Source organism: Streptomyces cyaneofuscatus (assembly GCF_042718795.1).
Lineage (GTDB): Bacteria > Actinomycetota > Actinomycetes > Streptomycetales > Streptomycetaceae > Streptomyces > Streptomyces cyaneofuscatus_A.
This window is the reverse complement of the sequence record NZ_JBHXOX010000004.1, coordinates 102,799-125,077: the sequence shown is the minus strand read 5'-3', so window position 1 is coordinate 125,077 and position 22,279 is coordinate 102,799. Positions and strand designations below refer to the sequence as shown.

At 71.6% G+C, this 22,279-nt stretch carries 22 protein-coding genes and 1 tRNA gene; 12 read left to right on the top strand and 11 right to left on the bottom strand.

What is annotated here, in order from left to right:
* Positions 1-347: 347 nt before the first annotated feature.
* The gene (locus tag ACFWRT_RS05240; RefSeq protein WP_380950768.1) at positions 348-692 is read left to right on the top strand and encodes a hypothetical protein; all 345 of its coding nucleotides are present in this window, start codon (positions 348-350) and stop codon (positions 690-692) included.
* A gap of 73 nt (positions 693-765) precedes the next feature.
* Here the strand turns inward: ACFWRT_RS05240 and ACFWRT_RS05235 are convergent, their stop codons facing one another.
* Both ACFWRT_RS05235 and ACFWRT_RS05230 read right to left on the bottom strand, forming a co-directional pair.
* On the bottom strand, positions 766-1,440 hold the full coding sequence (locus ACFWRT_RS05235) for an RDD family protein (RefSeq protein ID WP_380950769.1): 675 nt from the start codon (positions 1,438-1,440) through the stop codon (positions 766-768).
* 164 nt (positions 1,441-1,604) lie between these two features.
* On the bottom strand, positions 1,605-3,095 hold the full coding sequence (locus ACFWRT_RS05230; RefSeq protein WP_380950771.1) for an RDD family protein: 1,491 nt from the start codon (positions 3,093-3,095) through the stop codon (positions 1,605-1,607).
* Between the two features lie 249 nt (positions 3,096-3,344).
* Here ACFWRT_RS05230 and ACFWRT_RS05225 point away from each other — a divergent pair, with 249 nt between their 5' ends.
* A complete protein-coding gene (locus tag ACFWRT_RS05225; protein WP_380950772.1) occupies positions 3,345-3,827 on the top strand; it encodes an SsgA family sporulation/cell division regulator in 483 nt (160 codons plus the stop codon).
* A 46-nt stretch (positions 3,828-3,873) separates the two neighbouring features.
* Here ACFWRT_RS05225 and ACFWRT_RS05220 read toward each other — a convergent pair whose 3' ends face one another.
* Positions 3,874-5,241 (bottom strand): FAD-binding oxidoreductase, encoded by a 1,368-nt coding sequence (locus ACFWRT_RS05220; RefSeq protein ID WP_380950773.1) that lies wholly within the window; start codon positions 5,239-5,241, stop codon positions 3,874-3,876.
* 93 nt (positions 5,242-5,334) lie between these two features.
* Here ACFWRT_RS05220 and ACFWRT_RS05215 point away from each other — a divergent pair, with 93 nt between their 5' ends.
* Positions 5,335-7,125, top strand: a complete 1,791-nt coding sequence (locus tag ACFWRT_RS05215; RefSeq protein WP_380950774.1) for a tetratricopeptide repeat protein — start codon at positions 5,335-5,337, stop codon at positions 7,123-7,125.
* A gap of 110 nt (positions 7,126-7,235) precedes the next feature.
* On the opposite strand, the gene hppD is transcribed toward ACFWRT_RS05215, so the two are convergent.
* On the bottom strand, positions 7,236-8,381 hold the full coding sequence (hppD, locus tag ACFWRT_RS05210; RefSeq protein WP_380950775.1) for a 4-hydroxyphenylpyruvate dioxygenase: 1,146 nt from the start codon (positions 8,379-8,381) through the stop codon (positions 7,236-7,238).
* A 122-nt stretch (positions 8,382-8,503) separates the two neighbouring features.
* Here hppD and ACFWRT_RS05205 point away from each other — a divergent pair, with 122 nt between their 5' ends.
* The 8 genes from ACFWRT_RS05205 to ACFWRT_RS05170 all read left to right on the top strand — a co-directional run bounded on the left by ACFWRT_RS05205 (position 8,504) and on the right by ACFWRT_RS05170 (position 15,132).
* The gene (locus ACFWRT_RS05205; protein ID WP_380950776.1) at positions 8,504-8,986 is read left to right on the top strand and encodes an Lrp/AsnC family transcriptional regulator; all 483 of its coding nucleotides are present in this window, start codon (positions 8,504-8,506) and stop codon (positions 8,984-8,986) included.
* Between the two features lie 41 nt (positions 8,987-9,027).
* Positions 9,028-9,675, top strand: a complete 648-nt coding sequence (locus ACFWRT_RS05200; protein ID WP_018512361.1) for an ABC transporter permease — start codon at positions 9,028-9,030, stop codon at positions 9,673-9,675.
* The gene (locus tag ACFWRT_RS05195; RefSeq protein ID WP_380950778.1) at positions 9,668-10,942 is read left to right on the top strand and encodes a betaine/proline/choline family ABC transporter ATP-binding protein; all 1,275 of its coding nucleotides are present in this window, start codon (positions 9,668-9,670) and stop codon (positions 10,940-10,942) included. The genes ACFWRT_RS05200 and ACFWRT_RS05195 overlap by 8 nt, the downstream gene beginning before the upstream one ends.
* A complete protein-coding gene (locus ACFWRT_RS05190; protein WP_380950780.1) occupies positions 10,939-11,808 on the top strand; it encodes an ABC transporter permease in 870 nt (289 codons plus the stop codon). The genes ACFWRT_RS05195 and ACFWRT_RS05190 overlap by 4 nt, the downstream gene beginning before the upstream one ends.
* A gap of 92 nt (positions 11,809-11,900) precedes the next feature.
* A complete protein-coding gene (locus ACFWRT_RS05185; RefSeq protein ID WP_380950860.1) occupies positions 11,901-12,791 on the top strand; it encodes a glycine betaine ABC transporter substrate-binding protein in 891 nt (296 codons plus the stop codon).
* A gap of 77 nt (positions 12,792-12,868) precedes the next feature.
* Positions 12,869-13,483, top strand: a complete 615-nt coding sequence (locus tag ACFWRT_RS05180; RefSeq protein ID WP_380950782.1) for an ArsR/SmtB family transcription factor — start codon at positions 12,869-12,871, stop codon at positions 13,481-13,483.
* A gap of 41 nt (positions 13,484-13,524) precedes the next feature.
* Positions 13,525-13,725, top strand: a complete 201-nt coding sequence (locus ACFWRT_RS05175) for a hypothetical protein (RefSeq protein WP_380950784.1) — start codon at positions 13,525-13,527, stop codon at positions 13,723-13,725.
* Between the two features lie 27 nt (positions 13,726-13,752).
* Positions 13,753-15,132 carry an MFS transporter gene (locus ACFWRT_RS05170; RefSeq protein ID WP_380950785.1) on the top strand — a complete coding sequence of 460 codons (1,380 nt, stop codon included), beginning with the start codon at positions 13,753-13,755 and terminating at the stop codon, positions 15,130-15,132.
* On the opposite strand, the gene ACFWRT_RS05165 is transcribed toward ACFWRT_RS05170, so the two are convergent.
* The 6 genes from ACFWRT_RS05165 to ACFWRT_RS05140 all read right to left on the bottom strand — a co-directional run bounded on the left by ACFWRT_RS05165 (position 15,092) and on the right by ACFWRT_RS05140 (position 21,137).
* Positions 15,092-15,880 carry a S16 family serine protease gene (locus ACFWRT_RS05165; RefSeq protein WP_380950786.1) on the bottom strand — a complete coding sequence of 263 codons (789 nt, stop codon included), beginning with the start codon at positions 15,878-15,880 and terminating at the stop codon, positions 15,092-15,094. The genes ACFWRT_RS05170 and ACFWRT_RS05165 overlap by 41 nt on opposite strands.
* Positions 15,881-16,009: 129 nt before the next feature.
* On the bottom strand, positions 16,010-16,654 hold the full coding sequence (locus ACFWRT_RS05160; RefSeq protein ID WP_030567779.1) for an IclR family transcriptional regulator: 645 nt from the start codon (positions 16,652-16,654) through the stop codon (positions 16,010-16,012).
* A gap of 464 nt (positions 16,655-17,118) precedes the next feature.
* Entirely contained in the window at positions 17,119-18,903 is a 1,785-nt protein-coding gene (locus ACFWRT_RS05155; RefSeq protein ID WP_380950787.1) for a DEAD/DEAH box helicase, read from the bottom strand.
* A gap of 155 nt (positions 18,904-19,058) precedes the next feature.
* Entirely contained in the window at positions 19,059-19,448 is a 390-nt protein-coding gene (locus ACFWRT_RS05150; RefSeq protein WP_380950788.1) for a type II toxin-antitoxin system death-on-curing family toxin, read from the bottom strand.
* A complete protein-coding gene (locus ACFWRT_RS05145) occupies positions 19,445-19,645 on the bottom strand; it encodes a ribbon-helix-helix protein, CopG family (RefSeq protein WP_026290595.1) in 201 nt (66 codons plus the stop codon). Before ACFWRT_RS05145 ends, ACFWRT_RS05150 begins: the two co-directional genes overlap by 4 nt.
* A gap of 40 nt (positions 19,646-19,685) precedes the next feature.
* Positions 19,686-21,137, bottom strand: coding sequence for an MFS transporter (locus ACFWRT_RS05140; RefSeq protein WP_380950861.1), 1,452 nt, complete (start codon positions 21,135-21,137; stop codon positions 19,686-19,688).
* 401 nt (positions 21,138-21,538) lie between these two features.
* Here ACFWRT_RS05140 and ACFWRT_RS05135 point away from each other — a divergent pair.
* Positions 21,539-21,613: transfer RNA gene (locus ACFWRT_RS05135), tRNA-Cys, on the top strand.
* A gap of 177 nt (positions 21,614-21,790) precedes the next feature.
* On the opposite strand, the gene ACFWRT_RS05130 is transcribed toward ACFWRT_RS05135, so the two are convergent.
* Positions 21,791-22,237 (bottom strand): hypothetical protein, encoded by a 447-nt coding sequence (locus ACFWRT_RS05130; protein WP_380950789.1) that lies wholly within the window; start codon positions 22,235-22,237, stop codon positions 21,791-21,793.
* Between the last annotated feature and the right edge of the window lie 42 nt (positions 22,238-22,279).

The following is a 22,279-nucleotide window of genomic DNA, read 5'->3' as shown; positions in this document are numbered from 1 at the left end:
CCGCGCAGCGGCCAGGGGGGTATGGAGAGGGCCGCGCGCGCAACGCGTCACAAGTGACGACATTCGATCGGAGTTGCGAGAGAAAAGACAGACCTTGACTTGAACAGACCAAGTGCACTATGCAGGAGCGCTTTCCCGATATGCGGACAGGATCACCGCCAACGGGCGCGCCACACCGTCCGGTTGGTGAGAGACGTGACTCCGTGCGCCCCCTGTGCACCGGTACCGTGGGTTAGGTCACGCTTACTACCGGTCCCTGTCGGGCATCCACCGTCGTAAGGTCGGAAGGCATCCGTGTGCACGTGCCGACCGCCCAGCCATCCGACGTCCCGAGGACGGAAACCGCCATGCCGCGTCCGACTGCCGCACAGCTCGTCTACGGTTCGGCCACCGTCATCTGTACGACCCTCGCCCTGCTGCTGCTCTCCGGTACGGAGTCGGGCATCGGCGTGGGCATCGCCGCCGTCACCGCGCTCGCGCTCGGCCTGCTGGTGGCCGTACGCCTGCCCCAGCCCCGGCGGACCGCCCCGGCCCGGACGGCGCACCCGCACCGGACCGCCCACGCCTCCGCCGCCCGGACGGACCACGCCCTGGACGGCCTCGGCGCCCGGGAGCGGGTGCCGGCCGCCCGCTCGTCCCAGCACCAGCACCAGCACCAGCAGACGGACCGGCAGCACTCGCTGCGCCACTGAGTCCCGCCGCGCCTCCGGCAGCCGGGCGGAACGACGTACCGTACCCGCCCGGCTGTCGGCATGCCTGGTGTTCCTACCTGGCCGTGACCACCACGGTCTTGGCCGCCTTGTCCTGGAGCCCCTGCCGGTAGGGCTTGTCCGTGAACATCAGCACGATGTTGATCAGCCACCACAGGCACGGGCAGCACAGCAGCGCCGGAGCCCACAGGACGACGGCCCGCATCAGCGCCGCCCCGGTGTCGGGTACCCGGCCGTCGTTGAGCATGGCCACGCGCAGCTTCAGCAGCCGCTTGCCCAGGGTCCGGCCGTCCTTGTGGGTGAAGTAGGTGTCGTACGCGACGTAGACGACCAGGCCGATGAACGACCACAGGAACTGGTGGCCGCTGTAGGCGCCGTCGAACCCGTCGCCCCCGTCCCCGTCGACATCGATCGCCCCGCCCCACGGCAGCGAGATCAGGTACAGCGGGATCGAGATGATGAGGAAGTCGATCAGCCGCGCCAGGATCCGCTTGCCCGGCTCGGCCAGCGGCGGCATCCCGGCCAGCGGGTCCGGCGCCCCGAAACCGCCGCCGCTTCCGTACGGGTCGTTCGGCGGGGGCGGCGGCGGAGGGGGCGGGGCGCTCCCGTACGGCGGCTGACTGCCTGACGGAGGCTGACCGTCTGACGGCGGCGGGGGCTCCTGCGGCTTCTTGAGGAACGGATCGTCGTCCTCGGGCGGCTGGCCGGGCGTCGGCTGGTCGTTGCTCATGGGGGCAGTGCATCCCGTGCCACCGGGGCCCGCAACGGCTCAGGTGCGTTCGGGGGACGCGGAGCGGCATACGAGTCTACGGCTGGCCTCCGGGGGCCGCCCGTTCAGCCGGTCCAGCCCGTTCAGCCGGGTCCTGTCTCCGCTCAGCCGGGTCCTGTCTCCGCTCAGCCGGCTACGAACGTGCGGGCCGCCTTGTCGTGCCAGCACTGGCGCCAGGGGCGGTCGATCAGGCACCACAGCACGTTGGCCACGCCGATGACGAGGAGTCCCAGCACCCCGTAGACGAGCCAGCGGCGCAGGGCCGCTCCGAGGGAGGGCGCGTCGTGGGACTCGATGTCCCGTACGTCGAGCCCGAAGACCTTCTTTCCGAGCGTCCGGCCCCACTTGGCGGTGGGCAGCGCCTCCAGGAGGAAGCCGAGCACGAGGAAGGCCGCGATCAGGGCCCCGAGCAGCGTCCCGGTGGTGGAGTCCAGCAGCCAGACGGTGACGGTCTCGCCGGTCTGCTCCGCCGCGGTGATCTTCCGGTCGATGTGGTCCATCGCCTGGGTGGCCAGGGGGATGGCCACCGCCCCGACGACCGTGGAGAGCACCAGGTTGTCCACCAGCCGGGCGGCGAACCGCTTGCCGAGCCCGGCGGGCCGGGCCGCCGCCTGGGCGCGGACGAGCTGCTGGAAGGGGTCGTCGGCCGCCGGGGGCTTCCAGGGCACGACGGGCTGGTCCGCTGCCGCCGTCCCTGCCCCAGGCCCGGCCCCGGACCCGGACTGTGCGAAGGGGGGCTGCTGGTGCTGGTGGGGCAGGGGGTGGGGGTGCTGCTGATGCAAGGGCTGGGGTGCCGGTTGCTGCTGTTGCTGTTGCTGCTGCTGTTGCTGTTCGGGCTGGGCCAGTTGGTGGACCTGCTGCGCCCAGGACGCCGAACCGCCGCCGGGGCCCGGGGTGAGCGGAGTGGGTACGGCGGGGGCGGCGGGGACCTGGACCGGACCCTGCCGCGCCTCCTGCGGGGCGGGCGCGGGGGCCGGTACCGGGAGGGACTGGGCGGGGGCGGGAGCGGCCGGGAGTCCCTGCGGCCCCTGCGGCGTACCGGTGTTCGGCGGTACGGGGTCGGGGCGCGGGGCGCTCCCCCGTACGGCGTTCGGCTGTACGGCACCGGCCTGCGGGCCCACCGCGCGGATCGTGACCGTGCCCTCCGTCGGCGGGCGCGCTCCGGCCTCCTCCACCGTCCCGCCGCCACCGTCCCGCATCCCCGGCAGCGCGCCGCGCGTCGGGTCCTGCGCGAGAGGCGTGCGCGGGTCGGCCGGGGCCGGGGCTGGCTCCGGGGCCGGGCCGCCCCACGCGACCCGGCGGTCCCGCTCACCGCCGAAGCCGGCCTGGCGCGCGGAGTCCGCCTGCCAGACGGACCCGGCCTCGCCCTGGGCCCCGGCGTCAGCTCCACCCGAACCGCCCGAACCGCCCGAGCCGTCCGGGTGCCCGTCCTCCTCGTCGAAGAAGATCGGCCCGGTCTCCTCCACCGGCGCTGCCTGCTGCTGCGGCGCGGGCCGGCTCGTTCCGGGCACCCAGGCCCCGCCGTTCCAGTACCGGACGTACCCGGGGATGGAGGGGTCGGGGTAGTAGCCCTCACGGGGGCTGTCGTCACCGGGTGCCGGAGTTGGCGCGCTCATCAGCGGGTCCCGTATCTCTTCGAGGCCTCAGGCCGTACGGCGCCGGGAGGGCGGACGGCCTCCATACAAGGGTCCACATCTATCAGACCGCCACGTATCCCCGGGCCGGTCCACCTGTTTGGGACCACTTTCGCGACGGATCGAAGTTTTTTTGAGAAGTCGCGTAATAGGTGGCGGGGAGGGCGCTCTCTCCTTGTGCGGGACGGTCAGCGGGACCGGCCCAGGAGCACCGGAAGGTCGTGCATTCTCATGATGAACATCGTGGAACGTGAGCTGGAGCTGAAGCTCGTCCTCTCCCCCGAGCGGTCCATCCCGGTCCCCGCCCGGCTGACGTACCGCACGGACGACCCGTACGCCGTGCACATCGCCTTCCACATCTCCTCCGACGCCCCCGTGCACTGGACGTTCGCCCGGGAGCTGCTGGTGGAAGGGGTGTTCCGGCCCTGTGGGCACGGGGACGTACGGATCTGGCCGACGAAGATCGAGAACCGCAGCGTGATCTGCGTGGCCCTCACCTCCCCCGACGGCAACGCCCTCCTTGAGGTCCCCTCGGCCGCCGTGGCCGCCTGGGTGGAGCGGACCCTGCGCGTGGTGCCGCCGGGCACGGAGAGCGACCGGCTCGGGATCGACGAGGCGCTGGCGGAGCTGCTGGCCCCGCTGCCGGCGGACGACCTGTGGCTGAGCGACCCGTGGTCGGCGGACGAGTCGCCGTCCTCGGACGGTGAGGCGTGAGGGCCCCCGTGACGAGCGGGCGTGAGGGCCCCGTGAGCAGCGGGTGTCAGAAGAGCTTGCCGGGGTTGAGGAGGCCGAGCGGGTCGAAGGCGGCCTTGATACCGCGCTGCAATTCGATACCGGTCTCGCCCAGTTCGCGGGCGAGCCACTCCTTCTTGAGGACGCCGACGCCGTGTTCGCCGGTGATGGTCCCGCCCAGCTCCAGACCGAGCGCCATGATCGCGTCGAAGGACTCCCGGGCCCGGCGGGACTCGTCGGGGTCGGTGTGGTCGAAGCAGACGACGGGGTGGGTGTTGCCGTCGCCGGCGTGGGAGCAGACGCCGATGGTGAGGTCGTACCGCTCGGCGATGGCCGCCGTGCCCGCGAGCATCTCGCCGAGCCGTGAGCGCGGTACGCAGACGTCGTCGATCATCGTGGCGGACGTGACGGCCTCCAGCGCGGTGAGCGACATCCGGCGGGCCTGGAGGAGGAGTTCGGACTCGGCCGGGTTATCGGCCGGGACCACTTCGGTGGCTCCGGCGGCCGTGCAGAGCGCGCCGACGGCGGCGAGGTCGGCGGCCGGGTCGGGGGTGTCGAAGCCGCAGAGGAGGAGCGCCTCGGTGGTCTCCGGCAGTCCCATGGAGGCCAGCTTGTTGACGGCACGCACGGTCGTCCGGTCCATCAGTTCGAGGAGTGACGGGGTGTGACCGCGCTCCATGATCCGGCACACAGCGTCACAGGCGGCGGCTGCCGAGGGGAACTCGGCGGCCAGGACGAGCTGCTGCGGCGGCTGCGGTTTGAGGGCGAGGACGGCCTTGACGACGATCCCGAGACTGCCCTCGGAGCCGACGAAGAGCCGGGTCAGGTCGTATCCGGCGACGCCCTTCGCCGTTCGGCGGCCGGTGGTCAGGAGCCGCCCGTCGGCGAGGACGACCTCCAGTCCGAGGACGTACTCGGCGGTGACCCCGTACTTCACGCAGCACAGACCGCCGGAGGCCGTGCCGATGTTGCCGCCGATGGTGCACGTCTCCCAACTGGAGGGGTCCGGCGGGTAGTAGAGGCCGTGTTCGTTCACCGCGCGTGACAGCACCGCGTTGATGACGCCCGGCTCGACGACGGCGATCCGGTCGACCGGGCTGATCTCCAGGATCCGGTCCATCCGCACCAGGGAGAGCACGATGCAGCCGTCGGAGGCGTTGGCCGCGCCGGACAGGCCGGTCCGGGCGCCCTGCGGGACGACCGGGACGCGGAGTTCGGTGGCGGTGCGCATGACGTGCTGGACCTGCTCGACCGTGCGCGGGAGCACGACGACGGCCGGGGTGCCGGCCTCGCAGAAGCTCGCCATGTCGTGGGCGTAGGACGCGGTGACGTCCGGATCGGTGATCAGGGCCTCGGCGGGGAGGCCCGTGCGCAGGCGTTCGAGAAGATCGCTCATGGTTCCAGCCTGGCACTCGGGGGCCAATGGTGTGAACCCGTCGGCGGGGGCGATCCCGAAGGGGCGGTGTGCTCGTATGACTGACGCACAGTGATGGCCATGGATGTCATGCCCCAGCAGGATCCCGAGTCCCGCCGGCCGCCCGAGCCGTCCCCGCAGGACCAGCACGCCCCGCACGACCAGCACGATCCGTACGCCCCGCAGGACCCGCACGACCAGCACGATCCGCACGCCCCTTACGTGATGCCAGCCGACGGCGCCACCGCCGTACCGCCTCCCCCGCCCACGCTGCGGACGACCCTGCGCCGGGCCGCGTTCGGGGCGCTGGCGGCGGGGGTGCTGCTGGCCGGGGCGCTGGTGGCTGTGCCGGACGGGAAGGACGACCGGGCGAAGGAGCCGGGTCCGGTGGAGCGGGCCGAGGCGGCGTCGACCGCGGGTTCGCCCGCCTCCCTCTCGGACCTGACCGCGCTGATCGGGGACCGGCAGCAGTGGGTGGAGGCGCATCCGAAGGACGCGCCGTCGTGGGCGACGCTCGGTTCGGCGTACGTGGAGTGGGGGCGGCGCTCGGCGGACGCGGCGTACTTCGGACGCGCGGAGGAGGCGCTGAAGCGGTCGCTGGAGGAGCGGCCGGGTGAGCGCGGGAACGGGGAGGCGTGGGTGGGGATGGCGGCGCTGGCCAACGCCCGGCACGACTTCCTGGCGGCGAAGCGATGGGGCGAGACGGTACGGAAGCAGGACCCGAAGACCTGGAGCGTGTACCCGGTCCTCATCGACGCCTACACCGGTCTCGGGGACGTCAAGGCGGCGACCGCGGCGACGGAGAAGTTCGGCGAGCTGCGCAAGGGCGTCCCCGCGCTGGCCCGGACCGCCGACCTCTACCGGGGCCAGGGCTGGCGCGAGGACGCGCTCGCCACCGCCCGCGAGGCCGCGGACCGGGCGACGACGCCCGCCGAGAAGGCCGAGGCGCTGCACCGGCTGGGCGAGCTGGCCTGGGAGCGGGGCGAGCCGGAGGAGGCGGTGGCGCAGTTCGACGCGGCGCTGCGCACGGACGCCGGCCACCACGCCTCGCTCGCGGGCAAGGCCCGGGCGCTGGTGGCGCTGGACCGCGCGGACGAGGCGGTGTCCGCGTACCAGAGTGCCCTCACCAAGCTCCCGCGCCCGGCGTACGCCCTCGAACTGGGCGAGCTGTACGCGTCCCTGGACCTCGACGGTGACGCGCGGAGCCAGTACGAGAAGCTGGGCGAGCTGCTGGAGCAGGCCAAGGCGGCCGGGGTCGACGAGTCCGTGGTCCAGGCCCGCTACGAGAGCGACCACGGGGACCCGGCGGTGGCGGTGGAGCTGCTGCGCGGCCAGTGGAGGAAGCAGCACCGCAGTGCGGCGGTGGCGGACGCGCTGGGCTGGGCGCTGCACCGGGCGGGCAAGTCGGAGGAGGGCCTGGAGTACGCGCGGCAGGCGGTGGACACGGGCGTGCGGAACGCCTCGTACGCGTACCACCTGGGCGTGATCGAACGGGAGCTGGCGCAGTACGGTCCGGCCCGCCGCCATCTGGAGGAGGCGCTGCGCACCAACCCGGCCTTCTCGCCGCTGGACGCGCCGAAGGCCCGGGAGGCGCTGGAGACGCTCGGGGAGCCGCCGCCGGGCGGGCCGGGGGACATGCAGCCGCCGCCCCCGCCTCCGGCTCCGGCCCCGTCGCAGGAGCCGAAGCGGGACGCCAGGCCGGAGTCGAAGCCCGAGCCGAAGCCCGAGCCGAAGAAGGAGCCGAAGCGGGAGTCCCCCGAGCCGGAGGCCCCGGCGCCGGCGCCCTCCCAGACGGCCCCGGCCCCGTCGAAGGCGGCCCCGAGCAGCCCGGCGGCGGTGGAGGCCGGCGCGTCGAAGTCTCCGTAACCCTTGAGTCGAAGACGCCGTAACCCTTGACCGGGGAACGGCGTACGCCACCGCGGTCCGGGGTGCTGCCCCGGGCCGCGGTGGCGCAGGTATCCGCGGAAGGACCGGGCTCAGAGGTTGCCGCGCTTCTCCTGCTCGCGCTCGATCGCCTCGAACAGGGCCTTGAAGTTGCCCTTGCCGAAGCCCATGGAGCCGTGGCGCTCGATCATCTCGAAGAAGACGGTCGGGCGGTCCTGGACCGGCTTGGTGAAGATCTGCAGCAGGTAGCCGTCCTCGTCGCGGTCGACCAGGATCTTCAGCTCGCGCAGGGTATCGACCGGCACCCGGGTCTCGCCGGCCCACTCGCCGAGGGTGTCGTAGTACGAGTCGGGGGTGTCCAGGAACTGCACACCGGCCGCGCGCATCGAGCGGACCGTTGCGACGATGTCGTTGGTGGCCAGCGCGATGTGCTGGACGCCGGCGCCGCCGTAGAACTCCAGGTACTCGTCGATCTGCGACTTCTTCTTCGCGATCGCCGGCTCGTTGATCGGGAACTTCACCTTCAGCGTGCCGTCGGCGACGACCTTCGACATCAGGGCGGAGTACTCGGTGGCGATGTCGTCGCCCACGAACTCCTTCATGTTGGTGAAGCCCATGACCTCGTTGTAGAAGCCGACCCACTCGTTCATCCGGCCGAGCTCGACGTTGCCGACGCAGTGGTCGATGGCCTGGAAGGTCCGCTTGGCCGGCGGCTCCACGATCGGCGAGGCCGCGGTGAAGCCGGGGAGGTACGGGCCGTCGTAGCCGGAGCGCTCCACCAGGGTGTGGCGGGTCTTGCCGTAGGTGGCGATCGCGGCGAGGACGACGGTGCCGTGCTCGTCCTTGACCTCGTGCGGCTCGGTGAGACCGCGGGCGCCGTGCTCGACGGCGTACGCGTAGGCAGCGCGGGCGTCCGGGACCTCGATGGCGAGGTCGACGACGCCGTCACCGTGCTCGGCGACGTGGTCGGCGAGGAAGGTGCCCCACTCGGTGGAGGCCTTGATCACGGAGGTGAGGACGAAGCGGGCGGCGCCGTTGGTGAGGACGTAACTCGCGGTCTCGCGGCTGCCGTTCTCCGGTCCGGAGTAGGCCACGAGCTTCATGCCGAAGGCGGTCGAGTAGTAGTGCGCGGCCTGCTTGGCGTTGCCCACGGCGAAGACGACCGCGTCCATTCCCTTGACCGGGAAGCGGTCGGCCTGCGCGGCGGTGTCAGGGCTGGTGTGCAGAGTCTCAGTCATGTTCGAAGGCTCTCCCCGCATCGCAAGGTGCGCAATAGTTCGCGCAATCACTGGTCAATGTGTGCAGTGGCTCGCCATGATGGCCGGACTATCCGTACAGGGTGACCACCGGAGGCGGGCTCATGGCGATCGATCATCTGGACGGCCGGCTCATCGTGCTGCTCGCGCGGGAGCCGCGCATCGGCGTCCTCGAAGCATCCCGGCGGCTCGGCGTGGCGCGCGGGACCGTACAGGCGCGGCTGGACCGCCTTCAGTCGAATGGCGTCATCCGGGGGTTCGGGCCGGACGTGGACCCGGCGGCGCTCGGGTATCCGGTCACCGCGTTCGCGACGCTGGAGATCAAGCAGGGGCAAGGGGCCGACGTACGGGCCCATTTGGGCGGCGTACCGGAGGTGCTGGAGCTGCACACCACCACCGGGCACGGGGACATGTTCTGCCGCCTGGTGGCCCGTTCCAACGCCGATCTTCAGCGAGTGATCGACCGGGTTGTCGGATTTGATGGCATTGTCCGGGCCTCCACGGCGATCGTCATGGAGAACCCGGTTCCGCTGCGGATCATCCCGCTGGTGGAACAGGCGGCCCAGGACACCGACCAGCGGGACTAGCGCCTGACCCACGCGGCAGGCCCGGGCCGAGGGAGTGCCGTGTGAGCTTCTGGGAGTATCTGAACACCCGCCACCAGCAGCTCCTGACGGATGCGTTCCAGCACGTCAGCGCGGTCTTCCAGTGCATGGTCATCGCCACCGTGCTGGGTGTGGTGATCGGCGTGGTGAGCTACCGCAGCGGCTGGGGCGGCTCGCTGGCGATCACCTCCACGGCGACGATCCTCACCATCCCCTCGCTCGCCGCGATCGGCCTGCTGATCCCGCTGGTGGGGCTGGGCGTCGCGCCGACCGTGATCACGCTGACGCTGTACGGGCTGCTGCCCATCGTCCGGAACTCCATCGTGGGGCTGCGGGGCGTCGATCCGGCGCTGGTCGACGCGGCGACGGGCATCGGGATGTCCCGGGTGGCCCGGCTCTGCCGGGTGGAGCTGCCGCTGGCCTGGCCGCCGATCCTGACCGGGATCCGGGTCGCGACCCAGATGCTGATGGGGATCGCCGCCATCGCCGCGTACGCCTCCGGGCCCGGCCTCGGCAACGAGATCTTCCGGGGCATCGCCTCGCTGGGCAGCGCCAACGCGATCAACCAGGTCCTGGCGGGCACGCTCGGCATCGTCGTCCTCGCCCTGCTCTTCGACGCCGCGTACGTCCTGCTGGGGCGGCTGACCATCCCGAGGGGGATCCGTGCCTGAGACCGAGACCGAGACCGGCGCTGTGGCTTCGGCGGACGGGGCCGCGGCCACCTCCGGGGCCACGATCGAGCTGGAGAACCTGACCAAGCGGTACCCGGGCAGCCCGAACCCGGCCGTCGAGAACGTCTCCATGGAGATCAAGGCCGGTGAGACGGTGATCTTCGTCGGCCCGTCCGGCTGCGGGAAGTCCACCACGCTGAAGATGATCAACCGGCTGATCGAGCCGACCTCGGGCCGCATCCGGATCGGCGACGAGGACGTCACCGACATCGACCCGGTGAAGCTGCGCCGCAAGATCGGGTACGCGATCCAGTCCTCCGGCCTCTTCCCGCACATGACGGTCGCCGACAACATCGCCCTGGTCCCGAAGATGGTCGGCTGGTCCAAGTCCCGGGTGAAGGACCGGGTGGAGGAGATGCTCGACCTGGTGGGCCTGGACCCGCGCGAGTTCCACGGCCGCTATCCGCGCCAGCTCTCCGGGGGCCAGCAGCAGCGGGTGGGGGTGGCGCGGGCGCTGGCCGCCGACCCTCCCGTACTCCTGATGGACGAGCCGTTCGGGGCCGTCGACCCGATCACCCGCGACCACCTCCAGGACGAGCTGATCCGGCTCCAGCACGAGCTGCACAAGACGATCGTGTTCGTCACCCACGACTTCGACGAGGCGATCAAGCTGGGCGACCGGATCGCCGTACTGCGGGAGCGGTCGCACATCGCGCAGTTCGACACCCCCGAGGCGATCCTCACCAACCCGACGGACGACTTCGTCTCGGGCTTCGTCGGTGCGGGCGCGGCCCTCAAGCGGCTCAACCTCACCCGCGTACGGGATGTGGGCATCGCGGAGTTCCCGACGGTGACGGTCGAGGACCCGCTCCAGGCGATCTTCAACAAGCTGCGCAACGGCCCGCACAACGAGCTGCTGATGCTGGACCGGCAGAACCGCCCGTACAAATGGCTGCGGCGCGGTGACCTGATGCGGGCGCGCGGTTCGCTGGCGCGGGCCGGGCAGTTGGTGCACGACACGGTGACCCGGGACGCCACGCTGCACGACGCGCTGGAGGCGGTGCTGACGGACAGCGGGGGGCGGGTCGCGGTGACCGGGCGGCGCGGTGAGTTCATCGGGGTCGTCGACATGAAGACGCTGATGGACAACGTGCAGGAGCTGCTGGAGGCCGACCGGCTGACCGCGATGGAGCACCAGCACGAGCTGGCGGAGCAGCGCGTCCACCAGACCGAGCAGGAGCTGGAGGGGGGTGGCGGCGGAGTATGAGCCCCAGCCATCAGTCCGGCTCCGGCAAGGGCCCGGCCACTCCGACCCGGCCGCCGGGCGAGCACGACGTCAAGGGCCACGCGTTCCACGACGAGGAGAGCGACCCCTCCCCCGCCCCGGCCGCGCCGCAGCGCCGGATCACCTGGCGGAAGCTGGTGCTCCTGCCGGCGGTGCTCGCCGTCATCCTGGTCGTCACGTACATCTGGATCACCAACATCCATCTGGACTCGATCGCGGAGAACTCCCTCTCCGGCGGAAACGTCCAACTGCGCTGGTGGCAGCACGTGCGGCTGACGGCGATCTCCACCTTCTGGGTGCTGATCATCGCGATCCCGCTCGGCATCGCGCTGACCCGGCGGCGGCTGCGGAAGGCCGCCCCGGCGTTCACCGCGCTGGCCAACATCGGCCAGGCGACCCCGGCGATCGGCCTGCTGGCGCTGCTGGTGATCTGGCTGGGCATCGGCCCGCGTACGGCGATCATCGGCATCGTGATCTACGCGGTGCTGCCGGTGCTCTCCAACACGGTGGCGGGTCTGCGCGCGATCGAGCCGAACATGATCGAGGCGGCGCGCGGGATGGGGATGTCCGGGCGGGGTGTGCTGCTGAAGGTCGAGCTGCCGCTGGCGGTGCCGCTGATCCTGGCGGGGGTGCGTACGGCACTGGTCCTGAACGTGGGTACGGCGACGCTGGCCACGTTCGGCGGGGGCGGCGGGCTGGGCGACCTGATCACCTCGGGGATCCAGACGCAGCGGATGCCGGTGCTGATCATCGGCTCGGTGCTGACGGTGGTGCTGGCGCTGCTGGTGGACTGGCTGGCCTCGCTGGCCGAACTGGCGCTGACGCCGCGCGGGCTGGAGGAGCGGTGAGGACGGTGACGTACGGTATCCGGCGCGGGGCCCTGGCGGCCGTGTCCTTGGTGCTGCTGGTGGGCGGCTGCGGGCTCAAGAGCGGTTCGCCGATGGTGGACGACGTGTCGCCCGGGTCGGTCGGGCAGGGCGAGCCGCTGAAGGGCGCCACGCTGACGGTGACCTCGAAGAACTTCAGCGAGAACATCATCCTCGGCCAGATGACCGGCCTGGTCTTCAAGGCGGCCGGGGCGGAGGTCCTGGACCGGACGAACCTGCCGGGTTCGATCAGCGCCCGCGAGGCCATCATCAACGGCGACGCCGACGCGCAGTGGGACTACACCGGCACCGGCTGGATCACCTTCCTCGGCCACGCGGACCCCATCGTCGACCCGCAGGAGCAGTACGAGGCGGTACGGGACGAGGACAAGGGCAACGGGGTGGTCTGGCTGCCACCGGCCCCGCTCGACAACACGTACGCGCTGGCCATCAGCAAGAAGAACAACGCCAAGTACAAGCTGAAGACCCTCTCGGACGTGGCGGCGCTGGCGAAGAAGGACCCGGGCGCGGTGACGATCTGCGTGGAGAACGAGTTCGCCTCACGGGACGACGGGCTGCCCGGCATGGAGAAGCGGTACGGGATGAAGATCCCGGCCGCCAACATCCAGAAGATGGACGCGGGGATCATCTACACCCAGGTCTCCGGGTCCGACTCCTGCCTGCTGGGCGAGGTGTTCACCACCGACGGCCGGATCAAGGCGATGAACCTGGACGTGCTGGAGGACGACAAGGACTTCTTCCCCAACTACAACGCCTCCCCGGTCGTCCACCTGGCGACCTTCGAGAAGTACCCGGTGATCGCGGAGCTGCTGGCCCCGCTGACGAAGAAGCTGACGACCGAGGTCGCGCAGACGCTGAACGCGAAGGTGGACGTGGACGGGGAGGACCCGCACGAGGTGGCGAAGGAGTGGCTGGTGGCGGAGGGGTTCATCGAGGAGGGGTGAGGGGGCGGGGCGAGTTACAAAGAAGTCGTTGCAAAAAATAGCTTGCAAAGCATTCTTTGCAAGCCTACGGTCGGACCATGACGGAGAACGAGCCCGGCCGGACCACCCCTGCCCCTGTCGGCGACCGGAACATCCACAACATCAACGCCCGTACGCTGCGCACCCTCGCGCACCCCCTGCGGATCCGACTGCTCAACGCCCTGCGGGAGTTCGGCCCCGCCACCGCCTCCGGGCTGGGCGAGCGGCTGGGCGAGTCCAGTGGCGCGACCAGCTACCACCTGCGCCAACTGGCGGAGAGCGGGCTGGTCGAGGACGCTCCGGAGCTGGGCAAGGGCCGGGAGCGGTGGTGGCGGTCGGTGCACGACGGAACGATGTTCGAGACCTCCGACTTCCGGACGCACGCCGACCCGGAGGTACGCGGGGCCATCGACGTCGTCCTGCACGAGACGGCCACGACCCACGCCCAGGAGATGAACACCTGGCTCGGCACGATGGACGAGTGGCCGCAGGAGTGGCAGCGGAGCTGGGACATCAGCGACTTCAAGCTCCGCCTCACTCCCGAGCTGGCGCAGGAGCTGTCCGAGAAGCTCCACGCCGTCGTGGAGAGCTACCGGGACCGCGTCCCGGAGGACACCGAGGGTTCGGCGGTCGTGCGGACCCATCTGCACACCTTCCCCCGGCCCTCCGCATGAGCAGCGCACTCCACCAGCCGACGGTACGAAGGGAATTACTCATGCACGCCGACCCGCACGCCGACATCCATCTCGCCCTGCACGCCACCCGGGTCGCCGAACTCCGGCACGAGGCAAGCGAGTTCCGCCTCCCCCGGACCCGCCTGCGCACCCGGATCGGCTGGACGATGGTCGAGATCGGCCTCCGGCTGGCCCGGAGCGGTCCGACGACGAACCGCGCCCGCCCGTTCCGTACCGCTTAGCCGACCGCCTCCGGGGGAAGCACGGCCATGCTCCGTCACCGTCACCGTCACCGCCACCGCATACCGCTCGCCGCCACGCTCGCGGCCAACTCCATCTCCACCGCCGGGACTTCGCTCACCCTGATCGGGGTGCCCTGGTTCGTCCTGGAGACCACCGGCAGCGCGGGCCGGGCGGGCGTCGTCGCGTTCTGCGCCACCCTGCCGATCGTCCTCGCCGCGCTGATCGGCGGGCCGTTCATCGACCGGATCGGCCGCCGCCGGGTCGCCATCGCCTCGGACACGGTGTGCGGTCTCGCCATCGCCGCGATCCCGGTGCTGCACCACGTGGGCGCCCTCGAATTCTGGATGCTCTGCGCGCTGATGGCGCTGAACGGGTTCGCGCACACCCCGGGCAACACCGCCCGGTACGTGCTCATCCCCGACCTGGCGGAGCACGCGGGCACCACGCTCCCCCGGGCCGCCAGCCTCTTCGACGCGGTCTCGCGCGGGGCCAGGATGGTCGGCGCGGCGCTGGCCGGAGTGCTCATCGCCTTCGCCGGATCGGAGACCGTACTCCTCCTGGACGCCGGGACGTTCGGGCTCTCCGCCCTGCTGATCGCCGTCGGGGTACGGGGGTTGGCCTCGGCCGAGCCCCGCAAGGGCGGGGCGCCCGTCTCGCTGCACACGTACGGCACCGAACTCCGCGAAGGCTACGGGCACTTGCTGGGCAACCGGCTGCTGCTGTCGGTCGTGGTGATGGTGATGTTCATGAACGGCACCGACCAGGGCTGGAACGCCGTCCTGCTCCCGGTGCACGCCGAGGCCGAGCTGGGCGGGGCGAAGGCGATCGGGCTGCTCACCGCGCTGTTCGGGGCGGGCGGGCTGACGGGCGCGCTGCTGTACGGGGCGGTGGGGCACCGGTTCTCGCGGCGGGCGGTGTTCACGGTGTGCGTGATCCTGTGCGGCGCGCCGCGGTTCCTGGTGGCGGCGGTGACCGGTACGACGCTGCCGCTGGCGGTGACCATGCTGCTGGGCGGGATCGCGGGCGGGGTGCTGAACCCGATCCTGACGACGGTGCTCTACGAGCGAGTGCCGGACCGGCTGCGCAGCCGGGTGTCGGGAGCGCTGACGGCCGGCTGCGAGTTCGCGATGCCGCTGGGCGGTCTTGCGGCCGGGCTGCTGGTGGAGGGGGTGGGCTCGTCGGGGGCGCTGCTGGCGATGGGCGGGGTGTACTTCGTGGCGACGCTGAGCCCGCTGGTGTTCCCGTCGTGGCGGACGATGGAGGGGCCGGCGGAGGAGGCGGGCCGGGCGGAAGCCGTCGCGGGTCCGGGGGCGGCGGCCCAGGAGGCCTCCGTACCGCCGCCGGATGACACGTACGAGGAGGAGGTCAGCAGCTCGGCACCTTCCCGCCCCGCTCCAGCGCCTTGAGCGCGTCCACCGCGCCGCCGAGCGTCGTGACGGGGATCAGCCGCAGCCCGTCGGGCCGCTCGGCCTCCGCCTCGCGGCACTCGGCCTTCGGGACGAGGAAGACGGTGGCCCCGTCGCGGTGGGCGGCCTGGGTCTTCATGGAGACCCCGCCGACCGCGCCGACGGTGCCGTCCGCGCTGATCGTCCCCGTACCGGCGATGGTGCGGCCGCCGGTGAGGTCGCCGCCCCTGCCGTCGCCGTCGAGCTTGTCGATGATGCCGAGGGAGAGGAAGAGGCCGGCGCTGGGCCCGCCGATGTCGCCGAGGTCCACAGTGACGCGCATCGAGCCGGGCTCGCGCTTGAGCTGGTTGAGGGCCGCGTCGACGGCGACGTTCTGGGACTGCTTCATGTCGTTCAGGTTGTGCTTCTCGATCTCCTGCTCGGAGCCGCCCGTCGGGTAGACGGAGTCCCGGGGCATGACCGCCCGGTCCGTACGGAACCAGCCGTCCAGCACGTTGCCGATCCGGATGTCCGCCGTGGGCCCGGTCGCGACGATGGTGGTCATCCGCAGTTGCCCGTCGGTGGGCCGGGTCTCCGCGCCGGTGATGGTGATCACCGGCTTGCCCCGGTCCTTGCCGAGCACGTCGGCGGTCACCCCGGGCTGCGCCACGGTGAACGGGAGCGGCGCGAGGGCCGCCGTACCGAGGAGGGCGAGGACGGGCAGCGCGCAGAGGGCGAGCGCGCGGGGGCGCGAGAGACGAGTGAGCACCCGTCCAATCTAACCGCCGCGCCGGAGCGGGAACGCGCCAGGCGCACGCCCCCGCCGTACCGCCGGCGCGCACGCCCCCGCAGTACCGCCGCCGTACCACTGCCGCAGGGGGCGCCGCCGCGTGAGGCGCTACCGCAGGGCGTCCGCCACTTCCCGGGCTGCGTCGAGCACCCGGGGCCCGACCCGTTCCGGTACGGCGTCGGCGAGCATGACCACGCCGACGCTCCCCTCCACCCCCGACACCCCGACCAGCGGCGCGGCCGCCCCGCTGGCACCGGCTTCGAGCTCGCCGTGGGTGAGGGTGTAGCCGGGGTGCCCGGCCGCGGTGTGCTGGCGGGCGGAGAGGATGGCCCGCCCGGCGGCACCCCGGTCCAGCGGGTGCCGGAAGCCCGCCCGGTAGGCCACGTGGTAGTCGGTCCAGGTCGGCTCGACGACGGCGACCGCGAGGGCGTCGCTGCCGTCGACGAGCGTGAGGTGGGCGGTGGCCCCTATGTCCTCGGCCAGCGAGCGCAGCGCGGGCAGCGCGGCCTCCCGGACGAGGGGGTGCACCTGACGGCCCAGGCGCAGCACACCGAGTCCGACCCGGGCGCGGCCGCCCAGATCACGGCGGACCAGGGCGTGCTGCTCCAGGGTGGCGAGCAGCCGGTAGACGACGGTGCGGTTGACCCCGAGTTTGTTGGACAACTCGGTGACGGTCAGACCGTGGTCGGTATCGGCGAGCAGTTTGAGGACCCGCAGTCCTCGGTCGAGCGTCTGGGAAGTCTCCGCTGTCACGACGCCCTCTCCTCTTCGGGTGAGCGACGGCGGCCCTGCTCCGGGGGTTGCGGCACCGGTCCCAGCGGCGACGCACGGAGAGGCCGCCGGTCTGGCCATAGGCACCGGCTGCGCTCCGCGGCGGCTCTGCCACGGGGCGTTCATATGGCGGGGACAGTAGCGAGCCAGTCCGCTCAGCGGAAGCCCTCGTCCAGAATCCGGGCGCTTCGCCGGACGGGGCCCGAACCGTACGACATAACCGCCGGTCAGCGCGGTGGCGTCCGAAACGCGAACATCTACGCGCGTCCAGGAGGACAGACGTGATCGTGACCCTTCGTGCACCCCATGTGAACTACCGTTAACTCACCGTGAATTGAAGCCTGCACAATTTTCCGGCCCGGGGGCGGCGGGAGGCGCCGCGTGGCCGGAAACGGGCGTGCGGCCCGCCCCGGACGGACCGGAACGAGCCGCACGGAGGAGGGGTCTCACGACATGCGGGTGGCCCACTCCTGGACCTTGGCGATCCGCTGCTGGATCTGGTGGGCGGTCGCCTCGGCGCTCGGCGGGCCGCCGCAGACGCGGCGCAGCTCGTTGTGGAGCACGCCATGGGGCTTGCCGCTCTGGTGGGTGTAGGCGGAGACCATCGTGTTGAGCTGCTTGCGCAGGCTCAGCAACTGCTTGTGCGTGACGACGGGCCGCGCCTCGGCGGGCTTCTCCAGGAGGTCGGCCTCCTCGGCCGGCTTCTGGCGGCTGTGCGCGATCTGGCGGCTCTGGCGCTTCTGGAGGAGGAGCTGCACCTGATCGGGTTCGAGGAGCCCGGGGATGCCGAGGTAGTCCTGCTCCTCCTCGCTGCCCGGGTGGGCCTGCATGCCGAACTCGGCGCCGTCGTACAGCACCCGGTCGAAGACCGCGTCGGACTCCAGCGCCTCGAAGGGCAGTTGCTCCTCGGTCTCCTCGTCCTCCAGCCGCTCGGCGTCGGCGAGGAGCTGGTCCTCCTCCGCGAACGGGTTCTCCTCGTCGCTGCCCTTCTTCGGCTTGTCGAGGACGTGGTCGCGTTCGACCTCCATCTCGTTGGCGAAGTCGAGGAGCATCGGGATCGTCGGTACGAAGACGGAGGCCGTCTCACCGCGCCTGCGGGAGCGCACGAAGCGGCCGACGGCCTGGGCGAAGAAGAGGGGCGTGGAGATGGTGGTCGCGTACACGCCGACGGCGAGCCGTGGCACGTCGACGCCCTCGGACACCATCCGGACCGCGACCATCCAGCGCGACTCGTCCGCGCTGAACTTGTCGATCTTCTTCGAGGCCGCCTTCTCGTCGGAGAGGACCACGGCCGGGGTCTCGCCGGTGACCTTCTTCAGGATCTTCGCGTACGCGCGGGCCGAGTCCTGGTCCGTCGCGATGACGAGCCCGCCCGCGTCGGGGATGCCCTTGCGGACCTCGGTGAGCCGCTTGTCGGCGGCGGCCAGCACGTTGGGGATCCACTCACCGGTGGGCGCGAGCGCGGTGCGCCAGGCCTGGCCGATGGCGTCCTTGGTCATCGGCTCGCCGAGCCGGGCCGCGATCTCGTCGCCGGCCTTGGTGCGCCAGCGCATGTTGCCGCTGTAGCTGAGGAAGATGACCGGGCGGACGACGCCGTCGGCGAGCGCGTTGCCGTAGCCGTAGGTGTAGTCGGCGGAGGAGCGGCGGATGCCGTCGTTGCCCTCCTCGTACTGCACGAAGGGGATCGGGTTGGTGTCCGACCGGAACGGCGTACCGGTCAGCGCGAGCCGCCGGGTCGCCGGGTCGAACGCCTCCTGGCAGGCCTCGCCCCAGGACTTGGAGTCACCGGCGTGGTGGATCTCGTCGAGGATGACCAGGGTCTTGCGCTGCTCGCACCGGTTGCGGTGCAGCATGGGCCGGACGCCGACACCGGCGTACGTCACGGCGACGCCGTGGTACTCCTTGCTCAGCGGACCGGCGCTGTACTCCGGGTCGAGCTTGATCCCTATCCGGGCGGCGGCCTCCGCCCACTGCTTCTTGAGGTGCTCGGTCGGGGCGACCACGGTGACCTGCTGGACGACATGGTGGTGCAGCAGCCAGGACGCGAGGGTCAGCGCGAAGGTGGTCTTGCCGGCGCCGGGCGTGGCGACGGCGAGGAAGTCGCGCGGCTGCTCCTGGATGTACCTCTCCATGGCCCCCTGCTGCCAGGCTCGCAGCTTGTTGGCGGTGCCCCAGGGGGCGCGGCCGGGGAAGGCGGGAGAGAGGTGGTGGGAGGCGGTGGTAGTAGTCACGGTCTCCGGTTCGGGGCGCTCGGGTACGTGGATCGCTGCCGCTGCCGACCCGGCCCGAAGGACCCGGCCCGCGATACGACAACCGGGCCACCCTACCGGGGGCCCGGTGGAAACCCGGTACGAACGAGCCGCGCCGAGAGCCGACGAGACCGTGCTCACATCGCGTCGACGACCAGGTCCCGCAGCCCCTGCGAGATCACCTTGATCTCGTCCGTCTCACCCGTGGCGACGTCGATGACCAGCCGTTCCGCCGCGTCGATGTCCGGGCGCAGGTCGACGCCGTTCATGGCGAGGAAGGTGACGCAGGAGAGCCAGGCCGTCCTCTTGTTGCCGTCGAAGAAGGGATGATTGACCGCCAGGGACTGGAGGAGCGCCGCAGCCTTGTCGAGGAGGTCGGGATAGGCCTCCTCGCCGAACATGGCGGCCGAAGGGCGATGGACCGCCGACTCCAGCAGACCGGCGTCCCGTACGACGATCTGCATGTCGTCGCAGGCGTACCCGGCGATCACGAGCACATCCTCGGAGCTCAGATAGACGCAGCTCACTTCAGCCGCTCCATCAGCTCGCTCCACTTGGCCGCCTGCTCCTTCGCCGTCTTGCGGACGATGGCCTGCTGCGCCGTCCTGGCGAGGTAGTCGTCCACGGCCTGGAGCAGTATCGCGTGCATGCTGGTGCCCTCCTGCTCGGCACGCTGCTTGAGGGCCTCGGTCTGGTCGTCACGGAGACGCAGGTTCATAGCCATACCAGAACGGTACCATCGGGTGGGGCCAGAGTGGTACCGATCACTTCTCCCGTACGACGACCCGCGTAGCCACCCACGCCCCCACCACAGCCACCACCGCCATCGGCACGAACACCGCCGCGAAGGCCGCCGGGTGCGAGCCCGTGGCCGCTCCGCCCACCATGCCGTGCGCCGCCGCGCCCAGAGCCTCGCCGCCGAGGGCAGCGAAGGCGGCGCCGCCGAGGGCGAGGAGCAGGACGTTGGAGAGGCCGTCGGAGATCTGGAGGGCGGCGGAGTTGGAGCCCGCCTCCTCCGGGGCCGAAAGCTTCAGCAGCAGGACGCTGGTGGAGGCGATCACCATGCCCATGCCGAAGCAGCCGAAGGCCCAGGCCACGGCGACGATCCAGACCGGGACGGCCGGGATCAGTACGGTGGGGGCGACGGCGATGGACGCGGCCACCAGCACCATCCCGCTCACCATCAGCCGCTCCCGGTACGGCTCCAGGCGCGGCCGGGACTGGACGTACGAGCCCAGCGCCCAGGTCGCGCCGCCCACCGCCAGGGAGAGGCCCGCCATGGTCGGGGTCAGGCCGCGCTGGGTGACCAGCATCAGCGGTACGAAGGACTCGGCGGCGATGAACGAACCGGCCGCCACCCCGCGCAGCAGGATCACCGACGGCAGCCCGCGCGCCGCCCGTACGGTGCCGGTGGGCAGCAGGCCCCGTACGGCGGGCACGAGCAGCGCGACGCCCGCGGCGGCGGGGAGCACGGCGAGCCAGTTCAGCTCCTGGCCCGCGTACTGGAGCAGCCCGGCCCCCGCCGAGATCCCCAGCGCGAGGCGGATACGGCGGCGGTCGTACGGCGGCGCCGGTGCGTCCGGGCCCGCCGGGCCCGAGGCCATCCGGCGGATCTGCGGGAGGGCCAGGGCCAGCGGGATCACGATGAGGGCGGGGATGCCGACGAAGACCCAGCGCCAGCCGAGGTGCTCGGTCACCGTGCCGGCGGCCAGCGGCCCGACCACGGACGGGATCACCCAGCTCGCGGCGAAGGCGGCCATGATGGCGGGCCGGATGCGTTCGGGGTAGGCGCGCCCGATGACCACGTACAGGGCGACGATCACCAGCCCGCCGCCGAGCCCCTGGACCGCCCGGCCCGCGATGAAGACCCACATGGAGCCGGCCGCCCCGGAGAGCAGCAGCCCCGCGCCGAAGGCGGTGATCCCGGTGGCGAGCGGCTGGAGCGGTCCGCGCCGGTCGGCCCACTGGCCGGAGAGGACCATGGCGAAGAGGCTGGTGGTGAAGTACGCGGAGAAGGCGAACGCGTAGAGCGGGATGCCGTGCAGTTCGCGGGCGGCGACCGGCATCGCCGTACCGACCGCCGTCGCCTCGAACGCGATGAGGAACACCACGGAGACGATGCCGATGCTGAGCGCCCGGTAGGTCCGCCCGAGCACCCCCTCGGCGGCCGCCTCGGTGACCGCCCCGGCCAGATCCTCGGGCAGCGCGTCCGGCATCCCCGGCCGCAGGTCCCCGGGTATGCCGGTCTTCAGGTCGGTGGGGAGGTCCGCCGGCAGCCCGGTCGCCGGGTCGGTGGGGCCGCCCGGCAGGTCGTGCGGCAAGCGGGTCCCGCGGTGGTCGAGGGGCGGGCCGGCCTGGCGGTGGTCATGCGGCGGATCGGTCGGCGCGGGGCGCGCGGCATCGGTGCCGTCGCGCCGTTCGGGGGCGGTCATGGCCCCAGAGTAAGGGGCATCGAGCGGTTTGAGCCCTGTCCCCGGCCCCGCCCGGGGTCGTCCCTTGGTCGTAGGCCGCAGGGCCGGGCGTGAACGGCGTATGGCAGTCGTATTGCGTACCGGCCGCTTCCCTTGTGGCCCGCTGCCCGCGCCCCCTAACGTCGAGGACGAAGAAACAAACGCATGGCCGTGTGCCCGAGAGGCTCAGGGGCTCGACTGCAACTCGAGTTACACCGGTTCGATTCCGGTCACGGCCTCCAGTTGAGGCACCGAAAGGCTACGGCCGCCCCTGTTCCGCGGGGCGGCCGTTGTCGTGTACGAGCTGACCGCGCCTGTCGCGGACGGCGCCTGCTGAACCGGACGGCCGGTGGGCCGGGGGACGGCCGAGGCCACCGGTGGCCCGCCGCGCATCCGGCTCCTGGCCGGCGCACCCCAGCTCAGGGCAGAGGCTTCAGTTCGGGGTCCAGCTTCTCGGGAAGCCCGCCGTTTCCCTCGCATTCGAGCTCTTTCGCCACGGCGAGAGAGGCAGCGTGCAGGACCGTGAGGTTGGCCACCAGATCGCTCACGGCATCGCCCCGGTCATGCGCCCTCCCCAGCCCTCCACGGATACGGGCCGGAGCCCGCTCCGACCCTTCGATCCGCGGACTCACACACTCGAAGTAGAGACCTGCCGAACCCGCGCGGGCCACTGCTTCCTTGCCCAGCGGGAACAGCCGAGTGCCCTCAGGGTTACGGGGGTCCCCCACATCCTGGGGGGCGTAGATACTGAAGGACAGAGCGGTCCTCTCACGGGAGCTGATTCCCTTTACGGGTATCTGGCAGAGCTTCTCGCTGGTCGACCAGGTGCGGTCCGACGCATACCCCTCCTTGATCTTCTCGATCACCCGGGCCATGCCTCCTCCGGCGCGCCACTCGAAGGACGTGGC